Consider the following 18470-nt stretch of genomic DNA (forward strand, 5'->3'; position numbering starts at 1 on the left):
TTTCTTAGGAGAGCGGGGGTGTCCTGAGGGGATGCCCTCAGGACTGTTAGCAGGCGCTCAGAACTGGCCGATATCAGACCTTCCAGAAGCAGAAGATGCCCCAGGCGATCGACAGGCCCAGCGGCCACCAGAGCGGCATCCCCACAAGGCCCAGCCAGGCCAGGAAGATGTAGGAGGTGCCGAGGAGGCTGATGAACAGCCGGTCGCCCCGGGTGGTGGTGAGGCCGAGCACGCCCTTACGGGCAGCACCGCCGGGGTGCCGGATCTCGGCCACGATCAGAATGCCGATGGCGGTAAAGATCCCGATGAACAGCAGTGCAGTGGGCCAGGTCCAGGCCATCCATGAAAGCATCACACCCTCCCCATCGCGAAGCCCTTCGCGATGTAGTTGCGGACGAACCAGATCACGATGGCGCCCGGAATGATTGTCAGAGTGCCCGCTGCCGCCAGCAGGCCGAGTTCATAGCCCGCGGAAGACGCGGTCTTGGTCATGGTGGCGGCGATCGGTTTAGCCGCCACCGCGGTCAGGGTTTTGGCGAGCAACAGTTCCACCCAGGAGAACATGAAGCAGAAGAAGGCTGCCACGCCCACACCCGCCTTGATCGACGGCACGAAGATCGTCGCGAAGAAGCGCGGGAAGGAGTAGCCGTCGACAAAGGCGGTCTCGTCCAGCTCCTTGGGCACGCCGCCCATGAAGCCTTCGAGGATCCAGACCGCCAGCGGGATGTTGAACAGGCAGTGCGCCAGCGCCACCGCAAGGTGGGTGTCGAACAGCTCCACCGCGGAGTAGAGCTGGAAGAACGGCAGCGCAAACACCGCGGCGGGCGCCATCCGGTTGGTCAGCAGCCAGAAGAACAGCTGCTTGTCGCCAAGGAACCGGTAGCGGCTGAAGGCGTAGGCCGCAGGCAGCGCCACCGCCACCGAGATCACCGTGTTGATCGTCACGTAGATGATCGAGTTGATGTAGCCCCAGTACCAGCTGGGATCGGTGAAGATGGTGGCGTAGTTCTCCAGCGTGAAGGTCTGCGGGAACAGCGAGAAGCCCGACAGGATTTCATTGGTCGTCTTGAAGCTCATCGCCACCAGCCAGTAGATCGGCAGCATGAGAAACAGGATGTAGACGATGGGGACGATGGATCGTTTCTGCATCGGTCTCCCTCCCTTTAGTTCAGGTCGTCCTTGGTCATCAGCGTGTAGAACAGCCAGCTGACCAGAAGCGTGATTGCGAAATAGATGAGCGACATGGCGGCTGCGGGCCCGAGGTCGAACTGGCCGAGCGCGATCTTCACAAGGTCGATCGACAGCAGCGTGGTCGAGTTGCCGGGGCCGCCGCCGGTGAGCACGAAGGGCTCGGTGTAGATGTTGAAGCTGTCCATGAAGCGCAGAAGGATCGCGATGGTAAGCACCGTCTTCATCTTCGGCAGCTGGATGAAGCGGAACACCGCCCAGTTGGTGGCACCGTCGATCTTGGCCGCCTGGTAATAGGCGTCGGGGATCGACACGAGGCCCGCGTAGGCCAAGAGCACCACCAGCGAGGTCCAGTGCCAGACGTCCATGGTGACAATGGTCACCCAGGCCGCGACCGGATCCTGCGTCATGTCATAGGAGATGCCGAGCACGTGGTTCAGGAAATAGCCCAGAAGGCCGATGTCGGGCAGGGTGAAGATGTTCCACATTGCGCCGACCACGTTCCACGGGATCAGCATCGGCAGTGCCATCAGCACGAGGCACACCGGCACCCAGAAGCCCTTGCGCGGCATCGACAGCGCAATCGCGATGCCCAAGGGCACCTCGATGATCAGGATCAGGAAGGTGAACAGGAACTGGCGGCCAAGCGCCGCGTGGAAACGGTCGGAGCGAAGGATCTGCTGGAACCAGTCCAATCCTTGCCAGAAGAACACGTTGTCGCCGAAGGTCTCCTGCACCGAGTAGTTGACCACCGTCATCATCGGGATCAGCGCGTTAAAAGCGACCAGCGCCAGCACCGGCAGCACAAAGAACCAGGCTTTCTGGTTTTCGGTTTTCATCATGCCACTCCTTCGATTGCGGCGGGGGTGCCGGCGGCGGGTTCGGTGGCAAGCCAGCCGTCCACGTAGAGCCGGGTCATGTCCTGACGGAAGGCGAGATGCACGGCGCTGCCCTTGGCGGGTGCGGCGCCTTCGGTGATTGCGTTGATGCGCTGGCCTGCGGATTCGCATTCCACCACCGTGTGGCGGCCGATGTCAGAGACCTTGGTGACCGTGGCGGGCAGGCCGGTGTCAGAGAGCGTAACGAACTCCGGGCGGATGCCGATCTCGGTTTTGCCTTGGGCCGCACCCTGTACCGGACCTTCCAGCGCCACCGGCTGGCCGCCGAAATAGGCGGTGCCGCCTTGCAGTTCGCAGGGCAGGATGTTCATGCCGGGCGAGCCGATGAAATGGCCCACGAACGTATGCGCAGGCCGTTCGAACAGCTCCACCGGGGTGCCGATCTGCACCACCTCGCCCAGCTGCATCACCACCACCTGGTCGGCGAAGGTCAGCGCTTCGGTCTGGTCGTGGGTGACGTAGATCATCGTCGCCTTCACCCGCTGGTGCAGCTCCTTCAGCTTGGAGCGCAGCTTCCATTTCAGGTGCGGGTCGATCACGGTGAGCGGCTCGTCGAACATCACCACGTTCACATCCTCGCGCACGAGGCCGCGGCCCATGGAGATCTTCTGCTTGTTGTCGGGGCTGAGACCGGCGGCCTTCTGGTCCAGCATCCCGGTGACTTCCAGCATTTCGGCAATGGCCATGACGCGCTCGTGCACGACCGCCTCGTCGCGGCCGCGGTTCCTGAGCGGGAAGGCAAGATTGTCGTAAACGCTCATCGTGTCGTAGATCACCGGGAACTGGAACACCTGGGCGATGTTGCGCTGGTCCGGGGGCAGGGCGGTGACGTCCTTGCCGTCGAACAGGATCTGGCCCTCGGACGGGACCAGAAGCCCCGAGATGATGTTCAGCAGGGTGGATTTGCCGCAGCCCGAGGGACCCAGCAGCGCATAGGCGCCGCCATCGGTCCAGTCGAGGTCGATTTCCTTCAGCGCGTAGTCCGAGTCGGACTTGGGCGCGGGAAGATAGCTGTGACGCAGCTTTGAGAGAGTGATTTTAGCCATTATTGCCTCACGCCGCGCGGCTGCCGTCAGGGGCAAAGAAGTAGGCCTGCGCGGGGTCCATGTAGAAGTCGTGCAGCTCGCCGACGCGGTAGGGATGCACGCCGGGGGCGAGCGAGACCCAGCTGCCGGTGCCGATGTCGAAATGCGCCGAGCTTTCCGAGCCGGAGAGCTCGGTCACCTGCACCTGGCCCGAGAGCTGCACTTGCGCGCCGTTGTGCGGCACCGGCAGCACGTGGTGCGGGCGGATCGCGATGGTGTAGGTGCCATCAGAAAGCCCCGCGGCGGCGGCGGGCAGCTCAAAGGTGACGCCTGCGCCCATGCGGGCGGTGCTGCCCTGCTTGGTGATCTCGGCGGTGTTGATCGGCGGATCGGAGAATACCCGTGCGGCATCGACATTGCCGGGGTTGCGGTAGATCTCCGCAGTGGGGCCGAACTGGGTCACGCGGCCGTCAGCCATCAGCGCGGTCTTGCCGCCCAGCAGCAGCGCCTCTTCAGGTTCCGAGGTGGCGTAAACAACCACCGCGCCGCGGCCCGCAAAAAGCTCGGGCAGCTGGTCGCGCAGCTCCTCGCGCAGCTTGTAGTCGAGGTTGGCGAGCGGCTCGTCCAGGAACACCGCGCGGCTTTCCTTGGCAATCGCGCGGGCCAGCGCGCAGCGCTGCTGCTGGCCGCCGGACAGCTCGTGCGGGCGGCGGTGCAACATCGGCTTCAGCTGCAGGATCGCGGCCGCTTCCTCGACCCGGCCCTCGATCTCCGACTTGGCCATGCCCGCCACCTTCAGAGGCGAGGCGATGTTGTCGTAGACCGTCATGTGCGGGTAGTTGATGAAGAACTGATGCACCAGGCTGATGTTGCGCTTCTGGGTGCTCAGGCGGCTGACGTCCTGGCCGTCCATCAGCACCTGGCCGCTGGCCATCGGGTCGAGCCCGGCCATCAGCTTGATGAGAGAGGTCTTCCCGGAGCCGGTGGCGCCGAGGAGGACGTTGAAGTGACCGGGTTCCAGCGCCAGGGAGGTTTCCTTGATATGCTGAATCGCGCCGACGCGCTTGGTCACACCCTTGAGTTCGAGTGCCATCTTGCTTTGACTTTCTGGCAGGAGGCCTGTTTCACGCGCCGAAAGCGGCCGCGCAGTCTTTTCGTGGGGGAGAGCGGGGAGGTGGCTGCGACAGCGGGGAGAACCGCCGCAGCCTTGGGTGGGATGGCCGGGCGACAGGCGCCCGGCCATCCCGTCGAGAGCGGCGTTACTGGGTCTGCCAGCGGGCAACCAGCTCGTCATAGTTGACGGTCTTGCCCTGCGGCTTCTCGTTCTCCAGCTTCGGCTTGGCGCCGCCGTTGGCGAACCACCACTCCGCATCCTTCTCTTCGTTCAGGCGGGGGCCGCAGCCGCCGTAGACATTCGCCTGCTCGTCTGCGCGCTGCATACGGGCCATGGTGATGTCCATTTCTTCGGCCAGTCGGTCCATCGCTTCCTGCGGCGTGAAGGCGCCAGAGTTCACGTCACCGATCTGCTGCCACCAGATCTGGGCCAGCTTCGGATAGTCAGGCACGTTGATGCCGGTCGGCGACCAGGCGGTGCGATCCGGGGACCGGTAGAATTCCACCAGGCCGCCCAGTTTGGGCGCGCGTTCGGTGAAGCTCTCGTGGTTTACGGTCGAGTCGCGGATGAAGGTCAGACCAACGTGGGACTTCTTCACGTCCACGGTCTTGGAGACGACGAACTGGGCATAGAGCCAGGCAGCCTGAGCGCGATCCAGCGGGGTCGAGTTCAGGAAGGTCCAAGAACCTACGTCCTGATAGCCAACCTTCTGGCCTTCTTCCCAGTAGGGGCCATGCGGGCTGGGTGCCATCCGCCAAAGCGGGTTGCCGTTCTCGTCAACGGTATTGTTGCCTTCGGAGCGCGGCTTCACCATGTCGGCGGTAAAGGCGGTGTACCAGAAGATCTGCTGTGCCACGTTGCCCTGTGCCAGTGCCGGCAGCGACTGGTAGAAGTCATAGGACGCAGCGCCCGGGGGTGCATATTTGCGCAGCCATTCGTCCCACTTGCGGATCGCATAGACCGCAGCCGGGCCGTTGGCAGCACCGCCGCGGGTGACGCTGGCGCCAGCCGGGTTACAGGAGCCTTCCTCCATCCGGATGCCCCATTCGTCGATCGGCACACCGTTCGGCTCACCTTTCGAGCCGGCACCTGCCATCGACAGCCAGGCATCGGTCATGCGCCAGCCGAGGTCGGGCGCGCGCTTGCCGTAATCCATGTGGCCATAGATCGCGGTGCCGTCGATTTCCTTCACATCTTCAGAGAAGAACTCGGCGATGTCCTCATACGCGGACCAGTTGACCGGAACGCCCAGATCGTAGCCGTATTTCTCCTTGAAGGCCGCCTGCAGGTCTTCGCGGTCGAACCAGTCCTTGCGGAACCAGTAGAGGTTCGCGAACTGCTGGTCGGGCAACTGGTACAGGTCGCCATCCGGACCAGTGGTGAACTGGGTGCCCATGAAGTCGTCGAGGTCGAGACCGGGGTTGGTCACGTCCTTGAAATCGCCTTCCATCATGTCGGTCAGGTTGTATGCGAGCTGCAGGCGCGAGTGTGTGCCGATCAGGTCGGAATCGTTGACGTAGGCGTCATAGAGATTCCGCTTGGTCTGCATTTGCGTCTGCACCGCCTGGACGACCTCGCCTTCGCCCAGGATCTGGTGGTTCACCTTGATGCCGGTGATTTCTTCAAATGCTTTGGCAAGCACTTCCGATTCATAGCTGTGCGTGGGAATGCCCTCGGACAGCACATTGATTTCCATGCCTTTATAAGGTTCGGCGGCCTGGATGAACCACTGCATCTCTGCCAGCTGTTCATCTTTGGTCAATACCGAAGGTTGAAATTCCTCATCAATCCATTTCTTGGCTGCCATTTCATCGGCATAACCAATCGATCCCGCAACCACCGCACAAACGGCTGCTGCGGACAAAAGATACTTGCGCATCTTTTCCTCCCTGAAAGTCACTTAAGGCCAGTTGTGCATTGGCTGCACCTGACTGTAACAGAGCTTTCATATCTGGAGATATCTTGTCAAACTAAATTTTTAGTAACGTTTAGCGCTCTGATTTTAATAGATTTATTTGTGCAAAAGGTCGTGCCGCAAAGCAGCTTGATCTCGCCGCATCGCAGCGTTTCCAAGGTGACCCAAGGGCATTTCGCAACAGAGCGCCTGCGCAGAAAACAGTCGCCGTGCCATGTCTTTGCCGCTAAGGAGGCGGCATGAGAAACGACGAAACTTTCGAAATTTTCCTGACCGTTGCGCCAGGGCTGGAACAGGCCTTGCTGGACGAGGCTAGGGAGCTGGGGTTTGCCGCGCCCAAGGCGGTGCCCGGGGGGGTGACGGTGCAGGGCGGCTGGAGTGAGGTCTGGCGGGCCAATCTTTCCTTGCGCGGTGCAGCGCGGGTGCTGGCACGGATCGGTGAGTTCCGTGCCTTTCACCTGGCCCAGCTGGACAAGCGAGCCCGAAAATTCCCCTGGGGTGAGGTGCTGCGTGCGGATGTGCCGGTGCGGGTGGAGGTTGCGACCAATCGCAAATCCAAGATCTACCACGCCGGTGCGGCTGCACAGAGAGTGGAAAAGGCCATTGCCGAAACCCTGGGCGCGCCGATCACCAGGGACGCAGCGGAGGCGGCGCTGACCGTCAAGCTGCGGATCGAAGACAATCTTTGCGTGTTCAGCGTCGACACATCGGGAGAAGGGCTGCACAAGCGCGGCCATAAATCGGCGGTCGGAAAGGCTCCCATGCGGGAGAACCTAGCGGCTCTGTTCCTGCGCGAATGTGGCTACACGGGCAGTGAGCCGGTGGTCGATCCGATGTGCGGCTCCGGGACCTTCGTGATCGAAGCGGCCGAAATTGCCGCCGGGATGCTGCCGGGACGCAATCGCCATTTTGCGTTCGAGCAGCTTGTGAGCTTCGACCCCGCCTCTTGGGAAAACATGAAGCAGCAGGGGGTCGCCCGGGCTGTGGATCAGGTATTTCAGGGCTCCGACCGCAACGCGGGCGCTGTCGAGATGGCTGCCGCCAATGCCGAACGGGCGGGAGTTGCCGAAAACACCCGGTTCCTTCAGGCCGCGGTCAGCGATTTGCAGCGCCCGGCTGGCCCACCGGGGCTGGTCATCGTGAACCCGCCTTATGGAGCGCGGATCGGCAACAAGAAACTTCTGTTCGCCTTGTATGGCGCGTTGGGGCAGGTCCTGAAAGAACGGTTCTCCGGCTGGCGGGTGGGTATCGTCACCTCCGACACGGCCCTCGCCAAAGCAACCCAGTTGCCATTTCTGCCATTCGGGCCGCCGGTTGCCCATGGCGGGCTCAAAATACGTCTCTACAAGACAGATCCGTTGCCTTGAGCGGCGGACGGTCCTGAAAAGAGCACGTTGCAAGAGACGAAAAAGGGCGCCATTGGCGCCCTTTGGTTGTCTGATCTGCCGACATTACCGGATCAGACGATATCCTCGAGCAGAACCTCGCTGCCCTCGGTGCCGCCACCGGGCATTGTCCCGCCCACAGGCTGGTTCATCAGGGCCAGGATATCGTCCGTGTTCGGCCCGTCGGTCGCGCCGTCCTGGCTGCCGGGGAAGAGGTCCGCCAGATTGGCATCGTACCAGTTGCTCAACCCCTCTCCGGTGACACCGCCGTTTGCATAAGTGTCGCTGCTACTGGCCGCAACCGCCGGGTCGTAGCCACCTTCCAGAACCTGCTGGCTGCCATCCGGGTTGCTGATCACCAGCGACATGCTGCTGAGGTCGATATCCTCCAGCGACAGCGGCTGGCCGGACCACAGCGTGAAGCTGGCGTCATGCACCGCGCCGTCCGTGCTGTCAGGTGTCTGCCCGAATTGGACCATCGCGTCGAAGGTGTCCGGGACAGTCGTGCCGTCGGACAGCGCGTTGACCGAATTGGCATTGGCCTCGTGTCCGGTGACGGGCAGCGCGTTTTCATCCGGATAGAAGTGGAGGTCGTCCATCACCGCGTCATCCGTGAAGTTGAAGAACAGCCCGTCGATGTCGGCGACTTCGCTTTCCCAGCTGGTGGGTTTCATCTTGATGAACAGATGGCCCTCGGTGGTTTGTTGAACCTCAACCGTGACGCTGGGATCACCGTCGCCGCCGATTTCGAAAGAGACGGTCTGTTTGCCCGGTTCAGTTGGGGTGTCGGAGCCACCCGTACCACTGGAACCGCCTGTACCACAGGAGCCACCCGTACCGCCGGAGCCACCCGTGCCGCCGGAGCCACCCGTACCGCCGAAGCCGCCTGTGCCGCCGGAGCCGCCCGTACCGCCGGAACCGCCCGTGCCGCCGGAACCACCCGTGCCGCCGGCGCCACCCGTACCGCCGGAGCCACCCGTACCGCCGGAGCCGCCTGTGCCGCCGGAACCGCCCGTGCCGCCTGAGACACCCGTACCGCCGGAGCCACCCGTACCATCAGAGCCACCCGTGCCATCGCTGCCGTCAGCGTGGCGCTCCCACCACCAGTTCTTCTTGTCTCCACCGCGCCCGGTGCCGTCACCGTCGCGGCTGTCGGCGGTCCCCGTCGTACCACCAGAACCCGCGTAGTCATGCCGGTCCTGATCCCACCATTTCTTGTGCGCTTTGCCTTTCCAGGCAAAGCGGTCAGACAGGTTGCTGTCGTACCAGCGGCCAAAGTCTCCGCCCTGTACGCCGCCGTTGTGGTAACTGTCACCGCCGCAAGCTTGCTTGCCGCTCCATCGCGTAAATCCCCAGCCCATGTATGCTCCCAAAAATAAACAAACGTGGTCGAACCGCTCAATTCCAGTGGGTCCGCCCCGACAGGGAATTAATGGAAATGGCGAGCAAGCGGCAGTTTTTCGAAAAATTCCCGCCAAATTTTTGCAATTCAAAGATGTCTTGGAAACAAGTTTGGCCTGGAGGGTGCTTTGTTTCCTGTTTGCAGTCACCTGAAACGGCGGAATCAGCGGGTCTGAACCGGATTGCGCCAAGAATTCTTCGGAATATCGCCTTCTTTGTTTTTTATTTGCTACCGCGTTCCCGGGGAAAACACCGCAGAACAAGTTTTCTGGCGCAGAAAGAGAGCAGGGCATGGCAGACGGAAAATTTGATGAACGCTTGGCCTATATTGCCGAGGCCGCACGCGCGGTATTGGGGGCCGAACCTCAGAAGATTTCCACGCCGGGCGGAAAGTCCCGCTCCTCGATGCGGCTGCACTATCCGGATCGAACGGTAATCGCGACCCTGCGGGCAAACTTTCGGCGCACACATCTCGAGGCTTATGTGCTGGAGCAGTTGGCCCCCCATTGCGACGATATTCCGCGCGTTCTGAAGGTACATGACGATGTGCTGTTTCAATCCGATACCGGTGAAACCCGGCTGAGCACGGAGATCATTGAACATGATCCCGAAGACCAGCTGGAGCTTGCGGCGGAGGCCTGTGCGGCGATTTTCCGTATTCAGGCCGCGGCCCGGAAGACGACGCTGCACGAAATGCTGCCGCATCTCGGCGCCAATCGCGATTGGATTGCCAATTTCGTCGGATCAGTCGATGCGTTGGAACCCTATTCAATGGGCGTTCCCGATAGCTTTGATGTCTCGGCCGTCGCCAGTTTCGTCGAGCGTGCCGGGGTCCAGTTTCTCAAGTGGGACTGTCGCGCGGGCAACGCGGCGATCGGTGCGGATGGCTTCGTGCGCTGGTTCGATTTCGAGTACGCGGGATTGCGCCACGGCGCCGAGGATTTTGCCTGGTTGATCGGAGATGAGACCTGGCCCATCGCGCCGGACAAGATGGCTGACATCATGATCGACACCTTCGACCCAGGCTGTGGCCACGACATTGCCGACTACCTGGAATACCTGTCAGCCTATACCGCCTTGCATTGCGTCCAGCGCCTGCAACTGATCCAGAAGGAGGTCAGGAAACGCGGGTGGCTCAGCCAGGAGCGGGTGCGTCGCCTGGATGATGCCGGGGTGCACCCGGCGTTTGCGGCACAGCTCTGCCGGACCGGGGCTTACTTCTCGGCCCAATGTCGTCTGACGGCCCCTCTGAGCCGCAATTTCGAAGCGGCCAGCCGGGCCTTCCGGGCCATGGCCGAGGGCTGATGGCCCGGCTGTTTTGACGTTGGGTTCGACTTTCCGCTCCGGGCTTCAGGTCGCTATGCTCAGCGGGACGGGCAACAAGGGGAGCCGGGATGCAGCAGGCAGAGGATTTTCGGACGGAGAGCCGCGAACTGGCGAACATCCTGGCGGATCTGCCCGAAGCGGCCTTCCATGAGCCAACCCAGTTCAAGGGGTGGACCATAGACCATGTTCTGGGGCATTTGCATTTGTTCAATGCAGCTGCCGAAGCAGCCCTGCGTGGGGCGGATGCGTTTTCATCTTTCATTGCCCCGGTGCAGCGTGACATGCAGGCTGGAAAGTCCATTCTGGAGTGCCAGTTTCCCTGGCTGGACGGGCTGTCCGGCCGTGCCTTGCTTGAGGTCTGGCAAAAGGGGGCGGAAGACTGCGCGGATGCGTTTGCCACAGCTGATCCAAAGCAACGGTTGAAATGGATTGGCCCGGATATGAGCGCGCTCAGCTCTGTCACGGCGCGTCAGATGGAAACCTGGGCGCATGGCCAAGAGGTGTTCGACCACCTAGGGCTCGTGCGGCGCGAAAGTGACCGCCTCCGCAACATCGTGCATCTGGGGGTGGTTACCTTTGGCTGGAGTTTTCGCAATCGCGGCCTGTCGGTACCAGAGCCGCCACCCCATGTGCGGTTGAACGCTCCGTCCGGCGCAATTTGGGACTGGAATGCGCCTTCGGATGGGAGCGCCGCAACGTCCACGATTGCTGGCTCCGCGGTAGAGTTCGCACAAGTGACGACCCAGGTGCGCAACGTGGCGGATACGGATCTGCGCGTCCGTGGAGAGCCTGCAACAACCTGGATGCGGATCGCCCAATGTTTCGCCGGTCCGCCGGAGGATCCGCCGGAGCCGGGGACTCGGTTCCGGGTGTCAGTGCGATAGGCGATAGCCTTGCGCGGGCTCGCAGTCAGCGATCATCCCAAGCGCGCTTCAACCCTTCCAAGCACATGCGATCCGGATCGGCGAGGGTCACAGGGAGGGCTTGTGCCTCCAGAACCGCCGCGTAGGGAGACTGCAGCAAGGGCTCGGCGATCAGGGCCAGGTTCTGTCCCAGCCAATAGGGGCGCGCGGCGGCCAACTCGGCGCCGATCAATGTGCCCAACAATTGGCCCAGAAGAACTTCCTTGCTGGTCTGCCCGAGCACCGCTTCGGCCTGCACCGAGGCCAGCCGTGCCGCCAGCGTTTCCGGTTTTGCCAGACTGTCCGCCGCAGACTGCGTCAAGGCAGACCGGTCAAAGGGGCCAGTGCTGTCCAGACGCATGGTGTCAGCCAGACTTTGTACCAGGGGCCAAGTCAAGGCGCATTGAAAGCTGACCACTTCGCGGGCACTGACATGCACCCAGTGGTTTACCGGGCCCGGCAGGCAAATTACGCCGTCCCAATTCGGGTTCAGACGCAAGAACCCTTCAATTCGCGCGGTCGCGCCAAGGATCACCCCCGCCGGCGCATTTTGGCAAAGGCCCGGTAGCGCGTGCACCGTCAGCCCCTCCAGCTCGATCTCTTTCGGTCGCAGGTCTGATGGTTTGCCCGGGACCGCTACCGGCGGGACCAGCGTGCTGCCTGCCAAAAGCACCGGAACTGCAGAGTCGCCCATCGCGTTGCGCAGCGCGGCGGCAAGGCTTGCTGCACTGCTGTCGGCCAGTGCCACCAGCTCTGAAGCTGACGTGCCGTCGTCGGCGATACGCCAAACCTGCAACTTATTCCCATCCAGATTGGTGACGATGTGGCTGCACGAAGCTGTCATGGCTGGTCAATCTCCTCGGCTTGGGGCGAAGCGCTTATCGCGCCAATTTCAAGGGCAGGCAAGGGCGGGTTCCAGCCCGGCGACGTGCAGTTGGCTTGCTTGACTTGCCTTGTCCTGCTGCCGCCTTACCTGACCAAACGGATAGGTGGGATAGCCTGAAGCGTGGTTCCGTCATCCCGATGCAAGGGGCGACAGCTCGGGCAGATCCGCGGTATTTTCTTAAAAGACACTTAAACTTTGCGACGTGGTGTCGCCTGAAACCGGACCGGTCGGTCCCGCCCCAGCGTTTCGTGACAGGAGGGTATGAAGTTATGAAAACCCAAGCTGTTTTGCACGATGCAAGCTTTGCTCAGGTCGCGGCCCGACGTCTGCTGGCCTTGGGAAACGCGCCTTCTGATGTCTTTGGGGGTACCGGTTTCGGGCAGGTTTTGCTCGATCAGCAAAAGCCGCTTGCCACAACGGCACGGATCGCGGGTTTCTTTGACCATGCCGAAAAGCTGAGCGGAGACGATCTGTTCGGGGTGCATCTGGCACAGAGCTGCGACCTGCGGCAGGCAGGGCTTCTGGGCTACATTTGCCGTTCGACATCGACACCCAGCGAATTCCTTCAGGATCTGGCGCAATACGCGCCGCTGCTCAGCGACAGTTGGGATCTGGATACATGTGCCTTGGAAAATGAAGGGCAACTGGACTGGAGTTGCAAGGCGGGTGCTGCGCATAGGGCCCGGCAATATTCCGAATTCCTCGCAGTGTTGTTCCTACGCGGGTTGTTTCGGGCCAGTGACGGTTGCGTGCTGCCGAAACAGGTGGAGTTTTCCCATCAGCGCTGCGACGGCGTGGTCGAAATGGAAGCGGCGCTGGGCTGCCCCATCCGCTTCGGCAGCAGCGCAAGTTGCGCCGTGTTCGGCCTCGACGACCTCTATCTGCCCCTGGTGGGCGGTGATCCGGTACTGTTGCGGCTGCTCACGGACTATGGTGATTTGCTCCTTGGCCAACACGCCCCGTCCGGCAAGAGCCTTGTCGCACAGGTCGAGGAGGCGATTTCTGCAAGGCTACCTGCGGGCCCGGTATCCCTGGCGGTCATCGCGGCGGATCTTGGCATGAGCTCGCGCACACTGTCCCGCAAGCTGTCGCAGTCGGGAACCAGTTACTTCTCGGTTCTGGAGAACATGCGGGAGATGCTGGCGCGCCGTTACCTGACGGAAAGCCAGCTCTCACTTGGCGAGGTTGCCTTTTTGCTGGGGTACTCCGGACTTAGCAGTTTCAGCGATGCCTTTCGTCGGTGGACAGGCCAAAGCCCGGGCAACTTCCGCGCGGAGAAAACCTCATGACAGGAAAAATAGCACCATTCCTCGCGATTCTTGGTCGCGGCCATCAAGGCGCGCAAAACAATTGCAGCGCAGATGGCGGGATTGTTTCCCGGCGAAGTGTGGTTTTTGGCTGTAGATGTCGAATTCATGGTTAAAGGTCGCAATTTGCAAGAAGTTTCCTAAAATTGATTTAAATAAGGTGAGCCGCTGAAAGGTGGCGCTCCGGCCGGGTGCCGGAGGGGACAGAAGAGATGCGGGCGCGTGGGGGCGCGCCCTCATGGAACTAAGAATACCTGAGGTGCCGAAGCGGATCCCAAGATCCAGGTGACCGGCGATAAGAGTGAACAGCTGCATGTTCGAGGCAGCGGTCCAGTTGCAATGCGGCTGGAGAAGCAGGGGTACGGTATGAAGTACATGATTTCTGGTGGCGCAGGGCTGGCTTTAGCACGTTTTGAGCTGCAGGGCGCGAACGCCGCACGTGTCAGGCGGGCGCTGCCGGTTCAACCGGCCAATATCAATGCTGCCTTGGGCGCAACGGCCCGTGCAAGTGGGAAGCGTGCTCACGGTGGACTGGCGAACGGGACCTACGCCGCAGTCGGCAAACGTTTGCTGGACGTAAGCCTGGTCTTGCTGAGCTTGCCTGTGGTGTTGCCGATAATTGCTCTCTGCGCTCTTGCTCTCTGGATTGAAAGCGGACGCCCGTTTTACACGCAGCCGCGTCTGGGTCGTGCCGGCCGCACGTTTCGCATCCTGAAACTGCGCACCATGGTGCGTGATGCGGATCAGCTGTTGCAGCAATACCTCCGCGAGGATCCGGCACTGCGGCAGGAATGGGAGCAGACCCAGAAATTGAAGAATGACCCGCGGATCACACGGGTTGGACGGCTGTTGCGGGCCACGTCGCTGGACGAGCTGCCTCAGCTGTGGAACGTGCTTACCGGCGACATGAGCCTGGTTGGTCCGCGGCCGATGATGCCCAACCAGTTGGGATTATACGGCGATGCACAGGCTTATTTTGCGCTGCGGCCCGGCATCACCGGTGTCTGGCAGGTCTCAGTGCGCAACGAGGCCGGGTTCTCCTGCCGGGCTCAGGCGGACAGTCAATACCTGCGAGAGGTCGCTCTGCAGCGAGATGTCGGTTTGATCTGGCGCACGCTGGCTGTGGTCGTAAAGGGGACAGGTTATTAACCTGCGTCTGCGACAATGCGCTGTAGCGGGCGGACATGTGCCAGCCGCCCGGTTGTCAGCCCCCCTGAACTGGCGCATCATTCACGGGGTCCAGCCATCATGCCGAACCTAAACGGAGAAAACGGACACCAGTATGAGTGAGCAAGGCTTCAAGCGATTTCGCCGCCGCCGCGCTCTGGCGGTTGAGCACGCCTCTGACCGAGGCGCGCCGAATGGCGAACCTGCATTTAAGCAGGCGCCTGCGCATGACCAAACCGGGCACCCGGCCAGCGTAAAGCAAGAGGCTCAGGCCCGGCCGGTGCCGACAGACGAGCCGTCGATATCGGCAGATCCCCCTGCGCCGCCTTCGGCGTCCATTGCAGCTGCGCCGATCTTGACAACGCCGCCGGTGGCGCTGCCGGAACCTTGGGATCAGATCCGTCAGGTCAGTTTCTCGGGAAGCGGTTCGCCGGGGGCAAGCGACAGATCGCTGCGCCTGGTCTGCAACCAACGTGAGTCAGCCGCAGCAAAGTCGTTCGATCTTCTGCGCACCCGCTTGCTGCATACGCTGAAAGATCGCGGCTGGCGTCGGGTCGCGGTGACGGCGCCGTTGTCCGGTTGCGGAACAACCTTTTCCGCCGTCAACCTGGCGCTTAGCCTGGCGAGAGTGCCGGGGCGGCGCACCATCCTGATGGATATGAACTTTCGTCATCCCGGTGTCGCCGCGGCCATGGGGCTGGCCACACCAACCGGGTCCGGGGAAAACGGCGGACTGGCGAGCTTCCTGTCGGGCGCGACCCGAATGGAAGAGCAGCTGGTGCGTCCGCTGCCATCCTTGGCTGTCGGTGCCAATGACGTGCCGGACCAGAACGCGGCCGAGTTGTTGCACGGCGCCAATTGTGCCGCCGCGATCGATGAGATGATGCAGAGTAGCGGTGCGCACACGGCGCTGTTTGACCTGCCGCCGGTGCTGGAGCATGACGACACGGTGGCCTTCCTGCCCCAGGTCGACGCGGTGTTGTTGATCTCGGACGGCACGGCTACCACCGCCGCCCATTTGGCCGCTTGCGAGAAGATGCTCGCCGGACATACCCAGCTTCTTGGGGTTGTTCTGAACCGTGCACAGCGTTCAGAGATGCCGCTGGACTAATCCTCGCCTTAGTTTTGCCCGGTTGCCATGGTCCTGTCGCCGTGGTGAATGCGTGTGATAAGGCGCAGTTCAATACCGCCGTGGAAGGGGCCGGGCCGCAGTGGCCCGCAACAAGAGAGCAGACAGATGGGGCCGATTTACTCGTTTGCCGATTTTGTGGACATGGTGCGGCGCAGGCTGTCCATCATCTTTCGGGTGTTTGTCCTCGGCTGCCTGGTGTCCCTGTGGTTCGCGGCGAGTCAGCAGCATGAATACGAGACAGCTGAGGTGCTGCAGATTGCCCGGCCGCAGATCGCCGGTGAACTGGCCAAATCCACCGTGGAAGGCTCCTCGGCGCGGCGCATGCAGTTGATTGAACAGCGGCTGATGGCGCGTGGAACGGTGTTGGAAATCATCGAAAAATTCGGCCTCTACGCGGACCAGCCATCGCTGACACCTTTGCAGAAGGTTGCCATGCTGCGCCACTCGGTGCGGATTACAGGGGTTGCGGCCGCGCGCGAAGGGTTCTCTGACGATGGTACCATTTCGGTGCTGACCATCACTGCCCGCATGCCCACAGCCAAACAGGCCCAGCAGGTAGCTCGGGAATTCGGTCGCCGCACCATCGAACTGAGCCAGGCAAGCCGGATTGCCCAGGCGCGCGAGACGCTGAATTTCTTTGCCGAAAAAGAGGCCGCGCTCAGCGAACAGATTGCTGCGCTGGAAGATGAGATCGCGGCCTATCGGCTCGAGCACGAAGTCGCCTTGCCGGGCACCATCGAGTTTCGCCGCGAGGAAATCGCCACGATGAACCAGGGCTTGCTGGAAATTGCCCGCGAACGGATCGAGATTCGACGGGCGGCAGACCAGGCCCAGGCCGAGGAACGTCCCGCCACAGCGCGGCGGATGCTTGCTGAATTCGAGCAGAAGTTGAAGACGCTGGATGCACAGGAAGCATTGCTGAGCCAGCGCAAAGCCGCCTTGGAGGAGTCGCTGCAGACCACGCCCGAGGTGGAGCGTCAACTGGGGGCCTATGACCGGCGGATGGAACAGCTGCAGGCGGAATTGGCGCGGATGACAGCGCGCCGCAACGAAGCGGAAGTCGGCTTCCGCCTTGAAACCGGGCGGCAGGCGGAGCGCCTGACTATCCTCGAACCCGCCCCCTTGCCCGATTACCCGGTGACGGGCTCACGCAAGAACAAGGCGCTGATCGGGGCTGCGGCCAGCCTTTTCCTGGCGTTCGCGGTGGCCTTTGTACTGGAACTGCGCCATCCGGTGTTGCGCACGGCAGCGCAGATGCAACGGGAAACCGGGCTATTGCCCGTGGTGTCGATCCCGATGATGGAAACCGCCCCCCGTCGCAGGGGAATAGGCGGCCTGCTGCTGCGCCTGTTGCCGTGGCGTCGATCCAGGGCCGCAGGCTGATCAGTTTGCGCCAATGGATGTCATGCCCTGAAGCAAATGCACCTGGTCGAACATGGTACTGATCTCCGGCCAGTGCCAATGCAGGGCACCGCCCCCAAAGAGAACACATAGCGTGAAGAACACCAGATCATGCAGCGGGTCCCAGACGTGGTGGCGCTGTGCCAGAAGTACGAGCACGGGGTAGGCCGCCAACACCGAGACCGCCAGCGCCGCGATACCACCGCCCAACCCAAGCGTGGTGACGGCCGCCAGGAACATCCCCGTTTGCAAACAGGCACGTGTGGCTGAGAAGACAAAGAACCCGCGGCTATCGCCCGCAGCCAAGGCAGCCTGATCGTAGGTCATCGTGATCACGGCGGGCGCGAGCGCCAAGGCGATCAGAACAATCATCGGCCCTGCCGCCGCATAGCGGTCGTCATAGAGTAGCCCTGCCAGCCAGGGGCCAATCCAGGCCATCACCAGCAACAAGGACAGAATTGCCCCCGTCAGACCAAAGCGCAGTTGGCGTTGCCGACGGCGGTTCTCCGGCGCGGCATCGGCAGGTTTGTCGCGATAGACCGGGATCATCAGGCGCTGGTTCACGGCGTGGCCCAGCTGCATCGGGAAGCTCGCCAGGAAATAGCCGATGTTGTAGAGCCCCAGCACTTCCAAGGGGACAAAACGCCCGAGTATCGCCCGATCCCCTTGCGAGGTCAGGAACCAGAAGGCGGTAGACAGGAAGATCCATTTGCCGAAGCGGATCAGCTCCTGCACGGCGGTTTTTTCCCAGCGGAACCGGTTGCCACGCCCCGGCAGGCCAATGTGATACAGCGCGAGCTTGGCGGCTGCCTGTATCACCCCGCCAATGACAAGCGCCAGCACCGACTGCATCGCCAGCGCCAGAAGGATCATGGCGGCAAGGCCGACCACCTGCGCGCCCAGATCCAGTGCGGTGACACGGCCTGCGTGCAGATGGCGCAGCGCGGTTTCAACCCGCGTCGGGTGAAAGCCGGCCAGCGCCAGCCCGGCTCCGGCAATCGGCAGATAAAGCGCCAGCGCTGGCGCATCGTAGAACTGCGCCACTGGCCAGGCCAGCAGCCCAGTCATCAGCCACAGAAAGAAGCCGCGTATGACCTGGATGGTCCAGGCGGTATCGAGAAAATCCGGCTCGTCCCCACGTTTGCTTTGGGCAATGGACAAGCCTACGCCGACGTCGGAAAACAGCGACAATCCCACCGTCACCACCGAGACCAGGGCCATCAGCCCGAAGGCTTCGGGGAACAGGATACGTGTCAGGATAAGATTCGACGCCAGCCGCAAGGCCTGGCTGCCGCCATAGCCGATCATCAGCCACGAGGCGGAGCGCAAGACACGCGCCATCATTCCCTGTCCTGCAAATAGCGCCGCGACCCGCTGCATGATCACTCCGTTGCCTACCGCCCGATGCCGCACGCTATGCAG

General features: G+C 62.1%; 17 protein-coding genes. 7 read left to right on the forward strand and 10 right to left on the reverse strand.

Going from position 1 to position 18470, the window contains the following annotated elements; genetic code table 11:
- Positions 1-73: 73 nt before the first annotated feature.
- The 6 genes from AB9K35_RS10390 to AB9K35_RS10415 all read right to left on the reverse strand — a co-directional run bounded on the left by AB9K35_RS10390 (position 74) and on the right by AB9K35_RS10415 (position 6105).
- On the reverse strand, positions 74-352 hold the full coding sequence (locus AB9K35_RS10390) for a DUF2160 domain-containing protein (RefSeq protein ID WP_222455413.1): 279 nt from the start codon (positions 350-352) through the stop codon (positions 74-76).
- Entirely contained in the window at positions 352-1149 is a 798-nt protein-coding gene (locus AB9K35_RS10395; RefSeq protein ID WP_222455412.1) for a carbohydrate ABC transporter permease, read from the reverse strand. Before AB9K35_RS10395 ends, AB9K35_RS10390 begins: the two co-directional genes overlap by 1 nt.
- A 14-nt stretch (positions 1150-1163) precedes the next feature.
- Positions 1164-2027: a carbohydrate ABC transporter permease gene (locus AB9K35_RS10400; protein WP_222455411.1), complete on the reverse strand. Its 864-nt coding sequence runs from the start codon at positions 2025-2027 to the stop codon at positions 1164-1166.
- A complete protein-coding gene (locus tag AB9K35_RS10405) occupies positions 2027-3133 on the reverse strand; it encodes an ABC transporter ATP-binding protein (RefSeq protein WP_369925880.1) in 1107 nt (368 codons plus the stop codon). Before AB9K35_RS10405 ends, AB9K35_RS10400 begins: the two co-directional genes overlap by 1 nt.
- Before the next feature lie 7 nt (positions 3134-3140).
- On the reverse strand, positions 3141-4205 hold the full coding sequence (locus AB9K35_RS10410; protein ID WP_369925882.1) for an ABC transporter ATP-binding protein: 1065 nt from the start codon (positions 4203-4205) through the stop codon (positions 3141-3143).
- Between the two features lie 166 nt (positions 4206-4371).
- Positions 4372-6105, reverse strand: coding sequence for an ABC transporter substrate-binding protein (locus AB9K35_RS10415; protein ID WP_369925884.1), 1734 nt, complete (start codon positions 6103-6105; stop codon positions 4372-4374).
- Between the two features lie 275 nt (positions 6106-6380).
- Here AB9K35_RS10415 and AB9K35_RS10420 point away from each other — a divergent pair, with 275 nt between their 5' ends.
- Positions 6381-7508 (forward strand): class I SAM-dependent RNA methyltransferase, encoded by a 1128-nt coding sequence (locus AB9K35_RS10420; RefSeq protein ID WP_369925886.1) that lies wholly within the window; start codon positions 6381-6383, stop codon positions 7506-7508.
- 92 nt (positions 7509-7600) lie between these two features.
- On the opposite strand, the gene AB9K35_RS10425 is transcribed toward AB9K35_RS10420, so the two are convergent.
- Positions 7601-8887, reverse strand: a complete 1287-nt coding sequence (locus tag AB9K35_RS10425; RefSeq protein ID WP_369925888.1) for a hypothetical protein — start codon at positions 8885-8887, stop codon at positions 7601-7603.
- A 331-nt stretch (positions 8888-9218) separates the two neighbouring features.
- Here AB9K35_RS10425 and AB9K35_RS10430 point away from each other — a divergent pair, with 331 nt between their 5' ends.
- Together AB9K35_RS10430 and AB9K35_RS10435 are read left to right on the forward strand one after the other, a co-directional pair.
- Positions 9219-10232 (forward strand): hypothetical protein, encoded by a 1014-nt coding sequence (locus AB9K35_RS10430; protein ID WP_369925889.1) that lies wholly within the window; start codon positions 9219-9221, stop codon positions 10230-10232.
- 89 nt (positions 10233-10321) lie between these two features.
- Positions 10322-11137: a TIGR03084 family metal-binding protein gene (locus tag AB9K35_RS10435; RefSeq protein WP_369925891.1), complete on the forward strand. Its 816-nt coding sequence runs from the start codon at positions 10322-10324 to the stop codon at positions 11135-11137.
- A gap of 25 nt (positions 11138-11162) precedes the next feature.
- On the opposite strand, the gene AB9K35_RS10440 is transcribed toward AB9K35_RS10435, so the two are convergent.
- The gene (locus AB9K35_RS10440) at positions 11163-11999 is read right to left on the reverse strand and encodes a 2-dehydro-3-deoxygalactonokinase (protein WP_369925893.1); all 837 of its coding nucleotides are present in this window, start codon (positions 11997-11999) and stop codon (positions 11163-11165) included.
- A gap of 95 nt (positions 12000-12094) precedes the next feature.
- Between AB9K35_RS10440 and AB9K35_RS10445 the strand changes: the two genes are divergently transcribed.
- Complete coding sequence (locus AB9K35_RS10445) at positions 12095-13330, forward strand: AraC family transcriptional regulator ligand-binding domain-containing protein (RefSeq protein ID WP_369925895.1); 1236 nt, start codon at positions 12095-12097, stop codon at positions 13328-13330.
- Here the strand turns inward: AB9K35_RS10445 and AB9K35_RS10450 are convergent.
- Complete coding sequence (locus AB9K35_RS10450; RefSeq protein WP_369925897.1) at positions 13325-13663, reverse strand: hypothetical protein; 339 nt, start codon at positions 13661-13663, stop codon at positions 13325-13327. The two genes, AB9K35_RS10445 and AB9K35_RS10450, sit on opposite strands and share 6 nt — an antisense overlap.
- A gap of 24 nt (positions 13664-13687) precedes the next feature.
- On the opposite strand from AB9K35_RS10450, the gene AB9K35_RS10455 reads away from it, so the two are divergent.
- The 3 genes from AB9K35_RS10455 (at position 13688) to AB9K35_RS10465 (ending at position 17030) form a co-directional block, all read left to right on the forward strand.
- Positions 13688-14497 (forward strand): sugar transferase, encoded by an 810-nt coding sequence (locus AB9K35_RS10455; protein ID WP_369925898.1) that lies wholly within the window; start codon positions 13688-13690, stop codon positions 14495-14497.
- Between the two features lie 373 nt (positions 14498-14870).
- The gene (locus tag AB9K35_RS10460; protein ID WP_369925900.1) at positions 14871-15626 is read left to right on the forward strand and encodes an exopolysaccharide biosynthesis protein; all 756 of its coding nucleotides are present in this window, start codon (positions 14871-14873) and stop codon (positions 15624-15626) included.
- A gap of 126 nt (positions 15627-15752) precedes the next feature.
- The gene (locus AB9K35_RS10465; RefSeq protein WP_369925902.1) at positions 15753-17030 is read left to right on the forward strand and encodes a DUF874 domain-containing protein; all 1278 of its coding nucleotides are present in this window, start codon (positions 15753-15755) and stop codon (positions 17028-17030) included.
- On the opposite strand, the gene AB9K35_RS10470 is transcribed toward AB9K35_RS10465, so the two are convergent.
- Complete coding sequence (locus tag AB9K35_RS10470; RefSeq protein ID WP_369925904.1) at positions 17031-18428, reverse strand: oligosaccharide flippase family protein; 1398 nt, start codon at positions 18426-18428, stop codon at positions 17031-17033.
- Positions 18429-18470 lie beyond the last annotated feature (42 nt).

Origin of the sequence: Leisingera sp. XS_AS12 (assembly GCF_041224635.1) — a bacterium.
Classification (GTDB): domain Bacteria; phylum Pseudomonadota; class Alphaproteobacteria; order Rhodobacterales; family Rhodobacteraceae; genus Leisingera.

Coding starts and splice junctions, on each gene's coding strand:
- AB9K35_RS10455 (WP_369925898.1), top strand. CDS start 13,688: ATGCGGCTGGAGAAGCAGGGGTACGGTATGAAGTACATGATTTCTGGT.
- AB9K35_RS10440 (WP_369925893.1), bottom strand. CDS start 11,999: ATGACAGCTTCGTGCAGCCACATCGTCACCAATCTGGATGGGAATAAG.
- AB9K35_RS10390 (WP_222455413.1), bottom strand. CDS start 352: ATGCTTTCATGGATGGCCTGGACCTGGCCCACTGCACTGCTGTTCATC.
- AB9K35_RS10450 (WP_369925897.1), bottom strand. CDS start 13,663: ATGCAGCTGTTCACTCTTATCGCCGGTCACCTGGATCTTGGGATCCGC.
- AB9K35_RS10425 (WP_369925888.1), bottom strand. CDS start 8,887: ATGGGCTGGGGATTTACGCGATGGAGCGGCAAGCAAGCTTGCGGCGGT.
- AB9K35_RS10470 (WP_369925904.1), bottom strand. CDS start 18,428: ATGCAGCGGGTCGCGGCGCTATTTGCAGGACAGGGAATGATGGCGCGT.
- AB9K35_RS10395 (WP_222455412.1), bottom strand. CDS start 1,149: ATGCAGAAACGATCCATCGTCCCCATCGTCTACATCCTGTTTCTCATG.
- AB9K35_RS10420 (WP_369925886.1), top strand. CDS start 6,381: ATGAGAAACGACGAAACTTTCGAAATTTTCCTGACCGTTGCGCCAGGG.
- AB9K35_RS10435 (WP_369925891.1), top strand. CDS start 10,322: ATGCAGCAGGCAGAGGATTTTCGGACGGAGAGCCGCGAACTGGCGAAC.
- AB9K35_RS10415 (WP_369925884.1), bottom strand. CDS start 6,105: ATGCGCAAGTATCTTTTGTCCGCAGCAGCCGTTTGTGCGGTGGTTGCG.
- AB9K35_RS10405 (WP_369925880.1), bottom strand. CDS start 3,133: ATGGCTAAAATCACTCTCTCAAAGCTGCGTCACAGCTATCTTCCCGCG.
- AB9K35_RS10410 (WP_369925882.1), bottom strand. CDS start 4,205: ATGGCACTCGAACTCAAGGGTGTGACCAAGCGCGTCGGCGCGATTCAG.
- AB9K35_RS10430 (WP_369925889.1), top strand. CDS start 9,219: ATGGCAGACGGAAAATTTGATGAACGCTTGGCCTATATTGCCGAGGCC.
- AB9K35_RS10400 (WP_222455411.1), bottom strand. CDS start 2,027: ATGAAAACCGAAAACCAGAAAGCCTGGTTCTTTGTGCTGCCGGTGCTG.
- AB9K35_RS10465 (WP_369925902.1), top strand. CDS start 15,753: ATGGGGCCGATTTACTCGTTTGCCGATTTTGTGGACATGGTGCGGCGC.